This is a genomic window from Candidatus Wallbacteria bacterium, assembly GCA_028687545.1.
Classification (GTDB): domain Bacteria; phylum Muiribacteriota; class JAQTZZ01; order JAQTZZ01; family JAQTZZ01; genus JAQTZZ01.
The window spans coordinates 1-12858 of record JAQTZZ010000077.1 but is presented as its reverse complement, the minus strand read 5'-3'; the positions used below and the strand labels follow the sequence as shown (position 1 = coordinate 12858).

10 protein-coding genes are annotated in these 12858 nt (G+C 48.9%); 5 read left to right on the top strand and 5 right to left on the bottom strand.

Translation table 11 applies throughout. The features are described 5' to 3' along the window. Nucleotides 1-191 precede the first annotated feature (191 nt). Complete coding sequence (locus tag PHW04_18220) at nucleotides 192-689, top strand: fumarate hydratase C-terminal domain-containing protein (GenBank protein ID MDD2717827.1); 498 nt, start codon at nucleotides 192-194, stop codon at nucleotides 687-689. A gap of 243 nt (nucleotides 690-932) precedes the next feature. Here PHW04_18220 and PHW04_18215 read toward each other — a convergent pair whose 3' ends face one another. Further along, nucleotides 933-1685: a class I SAM-dependent methyltransferase gene (locus PHW04_18215; GenBank protein ID MDD2717826.1), complete on the bottom strand. Its 753-nt coding sequence runs from the start codon at nucleotides 1683-1685 to the stop codon at nucleotides 933-935. Further along, complete coding sequence (locus tag PHW04_18210) at nucleotides 1678-2526, bottom strand: peptidoglycan recognition family protein (GenBank protein MDD2717825.1); 849 nt, start codon at nucleotides 2524-2526, stop codon at nucleotides 1678-1680. The genes PHW04_18215 and PHW04_18210 overlap by 8 nt, the downstream gene beginning before the upstream one ends. Before the next feature lie 118 nt (nucleotides 2527-2644). Here PHW04_18210 and PHW04_18205 point away from each other — a divergent pair, with 118 nt between their 5' ends. Both PHW04_18205 and PHW04_18200 read left to right on the top strand, forming a co-directional pair. Beyond that, nucleotides 2645-4063, top strand: coding sequence for an NlpC/P60 family protein (locus PHW04_18205; GenBank protein ID MDD2717824.1), 1419 nt, complete (start codon nucleotides 2645-2647; stop codon nucleotides 4061-4063). A gap of 58 nt (nucleotides 4064-4121) precedes the next feature. Continuing rightward, on the top strand, nucleotides 4122-4280 hold the full coding sequence (locus PHW04_18200) for a hypothetical protein (protein MDD2717823.1): 159 nt from the start codon (nucleotides 4122-4124) through the stop codon (nucleotides 4278-4280). 92 nt (nucleotides 4281-4372) lie between these two features. Here the strand turns inward: PHW04_18200 and PHW04_18195 are convergent, their stop codons facing one another. Beyond that, the gene (locus PHW04_18195; protein MDD2717822.1) at nucleotides 4373-5488 is read right to left on the bottom strand and encodes a hypothetical protein; all 1116 of its coding nucleotides are present in this window, start codon (nucleotides 5486-5488) and stop codon (nucleotides 4373-4375) included. A 153-nt stretch (nucleotides 5489-5641) separates the two neighbouring features. Here PHW04_18195 and PHW04_18190 point away from each other — a divergent pair, with 153 nt between their 5' ends. Together PHW04_18190 and uvrB are read left to right on the top strand one after the other, a co-directional pair. Further along, on the top strand, nucleotides 5642-6151 hold the full coding sequence (locus tag PHW04_18190; GenBank protein ID MDD2717821.1) for a hypothetical protein: 510 nt from the start codon (nucleotides 5642-5644) through the stop codon (nucleotides 6149-6151). Nucleotides 6152-6156: 5 nt separating this feature from the next. After that, the gene (gene uvrB, locus PHW04_18185; GenBank protein MDD2717820.1) at nucleotides 6157-8118 is read left to right on the top strand and encodes an excinuclease ABC subunit UvrB; all 1962 of its coding nucleotides are present in this window, start codon (nucleotides 6157-6159) and stop codon (nucleotides 8116-8118) included. 6 nt (nucleotides 8119-8124) lie between these two features. Here the strand turns inward: uvrB and PHW04_18180 are convergent, their stop codons facing one another. Together PHW04_18180 and PHW04_18175 are read right to left on the bottom strand one after the other, a co-directional pair. Continuing rightward, nucleotides 8125-9678 carry a hypothetical protein gene (locus tag PHW04_18180; GenBank protein MDD2717819.1) on the bottom strand — a complete coding sequence of 518 codons (1554 nt, stop codon included), beginning with the start codon at nucleotides 9676-9678 and terminating at the stop codon, nucleotides 8125-8127. A gap of 103 nt (nucleotides 9679-9781) precedes the next feature. Then, nucleotides 9782-12858: tail fiber domain-containing protein (locus PHW04_18175; GenBank protein ID MDD2717818.1), on the bottom strand; the 3077-nt coding region annotated here is incomplete at its 5' end.

Here is a 12858-nt window from a genome sequence, read left to right as displayed (position 1 = left end):
TCACATTCGGACTGAGCTTACTGCGTTAACCAGCACGCGAATATGAGGTTGAAAGTTCACGGAACTCATAAACAGGTTTTGAAAGTTGTTTCCTCTTGACAGGCAGGTCATCCATATGAGGGAGGATGAAGTCCTCCCTTGGGCTATCTGTAATACTTGCTTCTTCTCTCTGTTTTTCTTATCCTCATTTCATGGATCAGTTTCAGAATCTTATCCACGAAATCTCCCACCTGAAAGCAGGCGGGAAATTCCATTTCAGCGGCACGCTTTATACTTTGCGCGATCAGACCATGGCGAAGATAAAGAAAGACGGGTTCCCGGATTTTCTGAAAAATCAGATCATCTATTTCTGCGGTCCTTCAGGTCCTCTGCCCGACGGCAGGCTCGGCTCCTGCGGACCCACAACTTCCAAGAGATTCGATCCCTGTCATCAGCTTTTCATGGAAAACAGCATCAGGATCACGATCGGCAAGGGCAGGCGCACGGCTGCTGTGGAATCAGACTGCAGGGCTGGCAAACATTTTTATTTTGTCACATATGGAGGCCTGGGGGCCTATCTTTCTTCAATGATCCAATCCTGGCGCATCGCAGCCTATCCCGAACTCGGCACTGAAGCGATTTTCGAACTGCAGGTGGCTGATTTTCCCATGATTCTGGCTTACGATGGCAATGGCGGCAGCGCATTCTGACAGGAAATCATCACAATAAATAAATATTCTTATTATGCTGAGCTCTTGTTCCTGCAGCGGCGTTCGAAGTCGTCGCAGAATTCAATGTTAGAAGCAGAATCCAGCCGAAGCTACTGCTGAGGCTCCCGATACTTCGGGATAAGAGGCTCTAACAGCATCTGAAGAGCCTCTAAATTCGCAGACAAAGACAGCCGCAGCAGGAATAAGTGCTCAGCATAGGAAAGGAAAAGTAGGCAGCTTAACTCAAACTTTCCTGGCAACTATGATCATCCGGGCCGAGTCATTCCCGAACTGCTCTCCCTTGAAACTGCCGTATGATTCCACGATCTCCATGCCCGCCCGTTCCAGCAGATCCCGCAGTTCCGTGTAATTGTAAAGCCTGACGAAAAACGGCTTGTGCTTCAACACTCCGTTCCTGATCACGATCCTCTTTGTATAATTACGGCCAGTCAGGCTGTCGAAAACCAGCCTGTCGATCATGAAATTCCCTTCTTTTTCATGGACAAAGCAGGGTTTGAAATTCTTGAGGAATACGTCCCTGTTCATAAGGTCGAAACAGAACAGGCCTCCTTTCTTCAGAGCCCTGGACACATTTTCCAGCACCTGGAAGTTTTCCTCATCCACAAAATAGCCGAAGGCTGTGAACAGCAGATCCACACGGTCAAATTCATTTTTATATGGCAGGTCGCGCATGTCTCCATGCACATACTTAACGGGTAGATTCAATTTTTTCGCTTCTGCGCTCGCGATTTTCAGAAAACCCTTGATGTAATCCAGGCCTGTTACCTTGAAACCCATCTCTGCGAGGCGGTTTGAATGACGGCCATACCCGCATGCCAATTCCAGGATTTTATGCTTTTTTTTGAGCGAAAGGGTTTTGACCAGAAACTCCACCTGGAGGATGTTCAGCTCTTCAGTCAGGATATCCTTATAAAAATACAGGTAATCGTCAGGATCAAAAACAGCTTCTAAATCAAAAAGGAGCTCCTCATTCATTACCCCTCCTGGAAAACCAGACATCAGAGTCCAGGACGAAACCTTCGATAGAATCACCGTTTGCAGGTTTCGCAGTATACCATTCCTTGTATTGCCCGGTCAGCAGGATCTGATCCCCGATCTTGAATTTTCTCAGGAGCTTGCTCTTTAGGTCGGGCTTCTGCAGCAGGCCGGATTTCTTCACGACTTTCGCTGGCATCGGCTTTTCCTCATTAGGATATGGTGTGAAATCAAGCCTGTCTTTTCCTGTCAGGTAAAACCAGAAACGCTCCCACGGGAAATTACCCGGGCAGTTCTTGTCAAGGCAGCCGGGCATATTGCTGTGTCCGAGGATTCCAGGGCTCCCGAAGCGCATCGGGATCTGATATTTTTCGCAGAGGAAACGCACGAGGTCCGCGCTTGCTTTGAGCATGGAATCCGTAAACCACAATTCAGGGTTATTCCAGGTGGCTTCATGTTCTATTCCAATGGTGCGGGGATTGTTCATCCCTCCTAATGGTTCGATCCTCCTGGTGCAGTGCCAGGCAGTGTCCCTGAGTTTCACCATTTGAACGACTTCACCAGTCTGGTTGATGATGAAATGGGCGGATACCCTTGAATCAGGATTCAGAAACCATCTGACTGCGCCGGCAGCCGTGCCCTCTCCAACCCAGTGGATCACGATGGTATCCGGTTTGTGGATTCTGAACTTGAGATGATTGATCGGAGTGAAATCAGCAAAAGCACCGGGATAGTCAGCCCTTTCACGGGTAATTTTCATTTTAGCGGCCTCCGGGTTACCGGCTGTTGCTGAATAGTTCAGAACTGCCGATATGAATAACACTGTCAGCAACTTTCTCATTTGAAACACCTCCAGGAATAGCAGTTATAAGGCTTTTCATGTTATCATGATACCATATTGGCAGATCAGTCCAAAGTTTCAGAGGGATATTTTCAGGAGGCAGAAGGCAGGAGGCAGAATGACAAAAATGTTTTTCAGAAGAATCACCATGGTTTTGATGCTTTTCTTCATCGCTGCCGCGATAAAATCCTTTGCGGCGCAGAATCCTGCACAATTCAAACAGTTTCCGATCAAGATACCCAAACTATCGGAAGAAATGCTCTACCCTGAATTCTGGATTTCCAGACTTGCAGATCCTGATCAGATTCTGGACAGCGAACTGAGCATCAGAATGCGCAACCGGAACAACCTCAAAGAGGCCGACGGACTGGAAAACATGTCTCAGCTGCCTGTTTCGTATTCCAGTGCAGAAGTCCTCTCCATGATCGAGGAAAACAGCGCAGTTTCCAAAAAACCACGCTTCCTGAACGGATCAACTGTCGAAGCTTCTTTTTACGACCGCATATTGAAAAATCGGAATATTTCCGGCATCAAGGAACAGAATCCCGTCAGATTCGGAATCACTGTCAGGCGCACTGAAATGAGAATGCTGCCCACTCCTGAGCGGATTTTCAATGATCCTGTCGACATGGACTTCGATCGGATCCTGACCACCGGCATCTATCCTCTGGAACCTGTAGCGGTCTTCCACGAAAGCCTGGACGGCAAATGGTTCCTGGCTAAATGCAGCTACTGCATGTCCTGGATCCCAGCGGAAGATGTGGCGCTCGGCAGCAGGCTGCAGATCATGGACTTTGCAAGAGCAGAGCCTTTTCTGGTGGTGACCGGAAAAAAGATCTTCACTTCTGTGGATCTTTCAGACAGCAGATTATCTGAACAGCAGCTGGACATGGGGATCAAAATTCCCCTGGCCAGGCCCGGACAGATCACGGCAGAAGTCGAAGGCAGGATTCCGGAAGGGAATTTCGTGGTGCGCTATCCTGTGAGAGAGCCGGATGGAACTGTCGCTTTCTTGCTGGCCATGATCCAGAGATCAGAAGATGTCAGCATTGGTTACATCCCTTATACCAGAAGGAATATCATTCTTCAGGCATTCAAATTCCTCGGCCAGCGTTACAGCTGGGGCGGGATCTTCAACACCCGCGACTGCAGTGCATTTTCCAGGGATATCCTGGCCACCATGGGTGTGAAACTGCCCAGAAATTCCAGATTCCAGGGTCAGCTCGCTCCAGCGCAAACGATTGCCTTTCCCGACAACTCCACTCTGGAAACCAGGATCAGCATTCTGCAGACCGTCACGCCTTGCTCCTTTGTCTATATGAGCGGCCACGTGATGCTGTATCTGGGGAAATTCAGGGACGATTATTTCATCATTCATGATACAACCTCATTGAAAATCAAACTGGAGAGCGGCGACTTTCAGAGCTTCACGGCTATGGGTGTAATCATCACTCCTCTGCTTTCCACCTTTCTGGGGAACGGAAAACCCTTTCTGGAAGGACTCTACGCTGCCAGAAATTTTATCAGTCTCCCATAGAAAACGCCTTGGTACACCTTTTGCTATATAATTTTTGATTATAGTTGAAGGTGGAAACATGTTGGACATATACGCCGCGATCGTCGCGGACAAGCAGCAGAAAGCGGAAAATGAGGCTGAAATGGCCAAGAAAAAAGCCGATTCAGAACCATCCGGCGACCCTGTAAAAAGACTTCCGCCCGGCAATCTGAACTTCGATAAAATCGTTCAACCCTGACCTCTTTTCAACTCAGCAAGTGAAAAAAATACCCACAAGCCGCTCATTTGAGTAATCTTTTCATGGGATAGAAATGCAGATATTTTTAATTTTTAAAATTTCAATGATGCCGGGTTTATCAGCCAGAGCCCGAATTCACGGCTGACTTTGATCCTGAGAATTTTATCGAATGTGACCTGTTCTGAAATGCAGTGAACCTGGACTGTAATCTCCACATTCAGATCATCGAGATAATCTTTTACTTTGATTGCCATGCTTCTGATTTCAAGCTGGCTCAATTGTCCCATCAGATATTGGGCAGGCAGAGTCAACTGCTGTCTCCAGGAAACGGCAGTATAATTAACCATTTTTTCCCATTTTTTTTCCTGCCAGTATCGAAAAAAAGCTGTCAGAGCCCGTTCCGGAGAGTCCAGGGCAAAGACTGAAGGATCAACTGGCTTGAGATCCTGATTGGAATCCAGAGAAATCCTGTAAGTAGTGACAAGGCTTTTCCCGTTCACGGCTGCTTCCCCTGTGAGTATGGCTCCCTCAAAAGCTGCCCTCAGTTCCGGTGCCTGCCTTTCAGGTTCAAATGACAGCTGCACTAAAAAATCCCCGAATATCTGTTCGGTTGTCGGGAATGGATTGAAAACATAATAAACCTGCCCCCCGCGGACAACACCGGTCCTTTTGCAGCTTATCCCCTCATCCCTGGTTGCGTCAGGTTTATCGGTAAAATACAGATCGATCAATGTAGAATCAGGAAGATCGGTTTCTCCGTAAACCCGCACCAGGCCATTCCCGCAGGAGACAAGATTTACGGCAAATCTGGAATAAGAAGCCTTCACTGCCGCCCCTGCTGAAGACTCAATCTGTTTCTTGATCTGTACCGCTTTTCCAGGCCTCTTGCTCCAACTGGGTCCCCAGAAAACCACAGCCAGCGACAGTATCACCAATCCTGCTGTCCACTGAGCCTCTTGTCTCTGCGTCCATTGCTTTGAATCGCTGACTCTTGTTTCCTTTATCTGGGACAGGTCAGCGGAGATCTCATCCAGCCCCTGGAAAATGACTGCTCCTGCCAGGAACAGGAAACACAGGGAAAAACCCAGAATCCCTCCGTCCTTTATGCTGGCCAGGATGGATTCCCCTGTCATAAAACCAATGGAATAACCCAGAAAAAACCCCAGGCAGAGACCATACACAGCATAACGCCAATTTCTTCGAATCATGGATTCTCCAGCCAAATTCCTCTCTTAAAACATATCGGCAGAGATCATGAATCCATCCCGCTCAGCGATTGACAGGAATTGCTGTCGCAAATATAATGGGGCACCTATCTTAAGACAAGAAGCTCTAATCATGATCTGTCAGGGAAGGTCTTTATGTGCGTAGCCATGGTGTTTGTAAACCGAAAGAGCGGCAGGGAATACAGATCATTTTTTACTGATCCAGGCAGCAGGATTGTTTACTTAGAGCGCGGGAATGCGGGCCTGGCCTCCTGGGGCATAAGATCAACACTTGAGCATCCTGAGCTGAAACTGCCTGTCGGCGGCTGGGCCAGGGAAGAAAGCATTGCCAAAGGCACCTGGAAGAAATACCATCCCGAAGAAGTGCTGATTCCGGCAGTGAAATTTCTGGAGCGCGACTGGCAGAAAAAAATTCACCTGTTCGAACTCTCAGACCGTGAGTCCATCAAGGGACTTCTGGTGCGCGAAGGGTCTCTTGCCGTCGTGTATGTGATTACGATCGAATCACCTCCTGAACTCCGCCAGATCCATACCCGCTGGGTGAAAATAACCGAACTTCCGGGAGGCGGTCTACCCGATCTTTCGGAAATCGTTGAACAGCTGCAGCAGAAAAAAGTGCAACCTGAAAATCTGACACTCTGGTAGGAGCTATGCCTTTCAAACTTGTTTCACCTTTCTCACCATCAGGAGACCAGCCTGCAGCCATCAAACGGTTGCAGGCCGGCTTCAGCAGCGGTGCCGGATTTCAGACTTTGCTCGGTGTGACAGGATCAGGGAAAACGTTTTCGATGGCAAATCTGATCGAGCGGCTGCAGAAACCCACTCTGATCATTTCGCACAACAAAACCCTGGCTGCCCAGCTCTATCGCGAATTCAAAGAATTTTTCCCTGAAAACGCAGTGGAATACTTTGTTTCCTACTATGATTATTACCAGCCTGAAGCTTATGTGGTCACTAAGGATCTGTATATTGAGAAGGATTCGGACATCAATGAAAAGATCGACAGGATGCGCCACAGGGCGACCCACTCCCTCCTCTCCCGTACCGACGTGATCATTGTGGCTTCTGTTTCCTGCATTTACGGACTGGGGTCACCTGTCAACTATTCTGACCTTAAAATCGGATTGAAAACAGGTGATGTCATCAAGCGCGGGGAATTACTGGAAAAGCTGGTTTCGATCAATTTCACGCGCAACGAATATGAATTCATTCCAGGCACTTTCAGGGTGCGCGGGGAGCGGGTGGAACTGATCCCGATCTATAGCGATGAAGGACTCAGGATCACTTTCTTTGACGATGAAATCGAGGAAATCGCCCTGTTCGAGCCGCTGACAGGCAAAGTGCTGCAGAAAATTCCTGAAATCCACGTCTACCCTGCCACCCACTATGCGGCAGATAAAAAAATTCTGGAGCTGGCAGCTGACAGGATTGAATCTGAACTCAAGCAGAGGATCGACTTTTTCCAGTCCAGCCAGAAACTGCTTGAAGCGCAGCGGATAAGCGAACGCACACGCTACGACCTTGAGCTGATGCGAGAAATGGGATACTGCAAAGGAGTCGAAAACTATTCACGCCACCTGGACGGCAGAGGGCCCGGCGAACCACCCTATACCCTGATCGACTATTTCCCCAAAGATTTTCTCCTGATCATTGACGAGTCCCACATCACTGTTCCTCAGCTCAAAGGCATGCAGCACGGCGACTCTGCCAGGAAAGCTTCTCTGGTGGACTATGGATTCAGATTGCCTTCTGCGATCGACAACAGGCCGCTGAAATTCGAGGAATTGTCAAAAAAATTCCATCAGGTGCTGTTCGTGTCCGCTACTCCTACCGAGTTCGAGCTTCAGCTGAGCGGAAAAAACGTGATCGAGCAGATCATCCGCCCCACCGGGCTCGTTGACCCAGTAATTGAGGTGCGCAAAACAGAACTCCAGATCGACGACATCCAGGTGGAGCTTAAGCGCTGCATAGACCGGAAAGAGCGGGCCCTGGTCACCACACTCACCAAGCGGATGTCTGAAGACCTCACTGCCTATCTCGTCAACGCAGGATTCAAAACCCGCTACCTGCATTCTGAGATCGACACCATCGAACGCATGGAGATCATCCGCGGCCTGCGGCTCGGCGAATTCGACGTGCTGGTCGGCATCAACCTTCTGCGCGAAGGCCTGGACCTGCCTGAAGTATCGCTGGTCGTAATCCTGGACGCGGACAAGGAAGGGTTCCTGCGCTCAGCCAGGTCCCTGATCCAGACCTTCGGCCGCTGCGCCCGCAACCTGAACGCGAAAGTGCTGCTTTATGCGGACAGAATATCAGACGCCATGAAAGAAGCGATGCAGGTAACGACACGCAGGCGCCAGATCCAGGTTGAGTACAATGAAACGCACGGGATCACGCCGGTCTCGATCCGGAAATCCATCGGCGAAGGCCTGGCACCTAAGGAAGAAATTGCGAAAAACGTGATCAAATACGTTGATTCATACAGCCTGGAAGAAGTGATCGAGAAGCTGAAGCTGGAAATGGAAAAAGCTGCCAACAACCTGCAGTTCGAAAAGGCAGCTGAACTGAGGGATGAGATTTTCATGCTGCAGAAGGAACTTAAGCCTCAATAATCTGCTTCAGGGAGCGCGGTAGCTGTAATTCAGAGTCCCTTCGCCGTCCATATAGAACCAGTAGCCATGATATGAATCAAGCTTGGAGAGGTTGGAGAATCCAATCGCTGCGTTGTTCATGAAAGAGCGGAAGCCTTCACTGCCGCCGTTACTGTCGCGGTAGAAACCCATTATGTACCTGGCTTTACCCTTGATCGGAGTTTTGTTGAAAACACAGTCGATTACAGTACCGGCCTGTGTCGCTTCCAGAGGCAGGGGATTGCAGCAACTCAGCCAGTAACCGGCAAGATTCCAGCCTGAAGCCAGGTTCAGTTCAGTTGTGTCTGAAATGGCTGATCCTTTCACTTCCAGAGTAGCATTATTGTTCATATACACCCAGTAACCATGAAATCCATCCATCACCCGCAGAGTGCTGAAATCCTTCAGATCATCCAGGTTTATGTATGTGCGGAATCCTACAGGTTCCTCGTCAACAGGCGAGCGGAAAAAAGCCATTACATACTTCATTTTGTCGGTAATGTCGTGGAAAATCACTTCAATTGTCCGGGATTCAGGCTGCAGGCCGAGAGAGATCAGATTCCAGCCTGATCTGAGAGAAACTTCCACTGTGAATTCCGGTACTTTCCGAATGATTTCAAAAGCAGCTGATGTGCACCAGTTAGAATAAACCATGCCGTCATAAGCTCTTACTTTCCAGTAATATTGTCCGGGCAGCAAATCCACGTTGACCTGCCAGGAAGTAGTAGCTTGAGTTTCAGAGATCAAGCCTGAACTCAGCGTGCCTGAAGTGAAATCAGGTGAAGATGAAACCCAGAATTCATAGTAAAGTTCAGCAGTCGTATTTGTGCTGTTTATTACTGTCAGCACCGGACAGGAAAGACTGAACTTCTCCTGGTCGACAGGAGTTAAGGTGGCAGGAGCAGCAAGAGTGGTATTTGGAGCGAACTGCCAGTTGAGATTGTAACCTTGATTAATACTCGTAAATGAGGCGATCGGATTCAAGGCATGGCAATAACTCACTGCAGCGTAAGAGACTTCCCAATTGCCGGTATTGTTGAAATTAAATGCTCCAGTTCCGGTGCTTGAAATGCTTAAAGGATTGCCGTTTTCCCCATTCAGGAAAAGTCTTCCCTCAAAACCATAGGCGCAGCCAGGGGAAAAGCGCAGGGTTTTTCCAGGGGTGTCGCAGCTGAAATCATGGAAATCAAAACTTCCCAGGAAATCGGAATTCCCTGTGCCGCTGACCCTGACTGCTCCTCCGCTGTGGCTGAAAGTTCCTGATTGCCTGAATTCCACATTGCTTCCCTTAAAAGCAGTAGTTCCGGTTGTAGCAGCATAGCTGCCGTTGTTGAGCCAGTTCCCTGTGAAATTGTGGCTGCCGCTTCCGCCTGTGAAAGTGCCTGAACCGGCAAAATCACCGGACTGGAAGCTGCCTGATCCGAGAGAAAGGTTAGCTCCGGCATCGACTTCGGTGTTTCCTGACACTGTAATCGAGCCGGTATCAGCGGTCATTCCTCCATTCACATCCAGGCTGCCTGCTGTCAGGGAATTATCCCGCATTTTCAGAAGATTACCCTGACCGACACGCAGGGTATCAGCTGAAAATGCCGGTAATAAGCCGGATATTATCAGCAAAATTAATAAATATTTAACCATGTGTCGCCTACTTCCCGCTCAGAGAATTTTTCAAGTCAGCCATTTCCTGGCTGAGCTTTTTCAATGCCTCTCCCTGCTCATCTATGATCTTCTGCTGATCTTTCATAGCCTCGATCAGCAGGCCTACCAGCGGAGAATACTGCATGGCATAAGTACCGTTCTTCTGGCTCACCACTTCTGGCACGACCTTCTCCGCTTCCTGTGCGATCAGTCCCATCTGTGGGCCAGAAACGTGAGTCTCAGGATCCTTCCACTCAAAATTCACGCCTCTCAGGGATAGCACTTTGTCCAAAGCATTGTCTATTGTGCGGATGTTCTTCTTCAGCCGCTCATCAGAATCGTTATACCAGTCCAGCGTGCCGCCCGCATCGCCATTGACAAAGAATGTCCTGGCAGGATCGACTTTCCCTATTCCTACCTTGCCGCCCATGATGGCCATGGTGTTGGCCTGAGTGATTTCATAAGTATTGCCTGCTCCAGGGTCGTTCAGGCCGATTCCAAAGGAATAGTTTCCCCCTGCTTTGATGCGGGTGCCCATGGCAGTACAATTTGCCCCGCTGGCAGTAGTATAAACTCCCATGGCAGTAGAATTACTTCCGCTGGCAGTAGTAGATGTCCCCATGGCAATGGAATATGGTCCGCTAGCTACAGTAAAACCTCCTATAGCAGTAGAAACATCCCCGCTGGCAACAGGGAACCACCCCATGGCAGTTGAATACGTAGCACTCGCAGTAGAATATCCTCCTAAGGCAGTTGAGGAGTTTCCGCTAGCTAGGGTGCGCACTCCCATCGCAGTTGAATAGTTGTTGCTAGCTATAGTATTCGCCCCCATAGCTGTTGAGGCTTCTCCGCTAGATAAGGTGTCCATCCCCATGGCAGTTGAGCCTATGTTGGAAGCTATAGTAGTATTTCCCATGGCTGTTGAGGCTTCTCCGCTTGCAATAGTGCCAACCCCCATGGCAGTAGAACATGATCCCCTGGCCGTGGTGCTGTAACCGAAAGCCTCTGAATATTGGCCTATATTGAAATCATCCCATTGTGTGCCGTTTACATGACCTGCTCTAAAAGCAGCTTTTTTCGGGTACCAGAACATCCTTGTGCCTAGACCTGATGTTTCGATAGAAGCACCGCTTCCATAAGTGCCGATCGCCATGATGCCACCGTCAGGTGAACTAGCGCTTTTATCTAAAGTAAGTCTGAATTCAGGGCTGACAGCCCCGATCCCGACATTACCGCCATTCGGATTCAAAAGCACGAATCCTTTGGTAGTGTTTGAAGTTGAATCAAGAGTCAGGCTGTTGCTGGCTGCTGTTCCACCATACAAAATCTGTCCGCCGGATCTACCGGCCAGCAACGAATACTGCGCATGATCATCATGAGTAAGACCACCCAGAGAACCATGGTCAATCCCACTTGGTGATACCTCTAAAGTTCCTCCAACTTTGGCGAGCCCTGTTCCAGCAGTTATTGTTGCTTGGACTTCAGAAGTAAAACCGGAAATGGTGGAACAGCTCTGAGTGCCTGTGTGATTGGTACGGTTCAGATAATATGTACCTTCCTGCGAGTCCAATTTATCCGCGTTGGTAGTTATGATATTCGTCAATCCGGATCCATCACCGGTAAATAAGGTCGCTTTCAGTGAGCCATTGACTTCCAGAGACGCGGTAGGGCTGACTGTCCCGATCCCGACCTTGCCTCCCATGATGGCCATGGTGTTAGCTGCTTCGATCGTGCGGCTTGTTGAATCCAAGCCTATGCCAACCGAGTAATTACCTTTGGCTTCAATTTTATTTCCAAAAGCTGTGGAATAGTCACCACTAGCTACTGAATAATATCCAAAAGCCGTGGTATAAAAACCACTTGCTGTGGAGCAAAACCCAAAAGCAGTGGATTGATGACCGCTTGCATGTGTGCAATTCCCGAAAGCTGTGGATGCATCACCACTGGCATAAGTTGCATTCCCGAAAGCAGTGGAAGCTGCACCGCCGGCAACGGCAAAGTAACCGAAAGCAGTGGAAGCTGAATTACTTGCTTTGGTATCCCAACCAAAAGCTGTTGAATAATCCCCAATACTTAAATCATCCCATTGATCTGCATCAACTTTTCCAGCCCTGAACGCCGCTTTTTTGGGATACCAGAACATCCTGGTACCTGCACCAGAAACAGCAAGAGTATCACCTTCGCCAAATGTACCAGTATCCATTATTCCACCATTGATTTGAAGGGGAAAAGTTGGGCTTACAGTTCCGATCCCGACCTTGCCGCCCATGATAGCCATGGTGTTATTTTGCGTTATTTCATAAGTGTTACCTGCTCCAGGGTAATCCAAGCCGATACCAAAAGAATAACTACCACCTACTTCAATGAAGCCACCCATAGCTGAGGAGCCACTTCCACTTGCTGTGGTAAACCAGCCCAAAGCTGTAGATTCATTCCCACTGGCTATAGTACCAACTCCCATAGCAGTAGAACCCCAACCGCTAGCTGTTGTGCTATTCCCCATAGCAGTAGAGTAATTAGCACTTGCAGTTGTAGCATCCCCAATGGCAGTAGATACAGCTCCGCTGGCTACAGTAAAACATCCCATGGCTGTAGATTTTTGCCCGCTGGCCACAGTGTATTCTCCCATAGCAGTAGAACCCCATCCGCTGGCTGTAGTGGAGCTCCCCATGGCAATAGAGCATTCACCGCTGGCTATAGTCTCATCTCCTATAGCGGTAGAAACATATCCGCTGGCTGTAGTAGCAACACCCATAGCAGTAGAGCCTAATCCACTGGCAGTAGTGTGATATCCAATAGCAGTGGAATCCACCCCACTAGCCTTGGCACTGTTGCCAAAAGCCGTGGAATAGTCCCCAATATTGGAATCATCCCATTCTATACCGCTAACATATCCAGCCCTGAAAGCTGCTTTTTTCGGATACCAGAACATCCTGGTACCTACTCCGGAAGTTTCAAGTGAGGTACCGCTGCCATAAGTTCCGATCGCCATTATACCGCCGTCAGGCGATGCTGCCCCTTTATCGATTGTGAGCTTAAATTCAGGATTAGAGGTTCCTACTCCTATTTTCCCGCTGTTTTTCA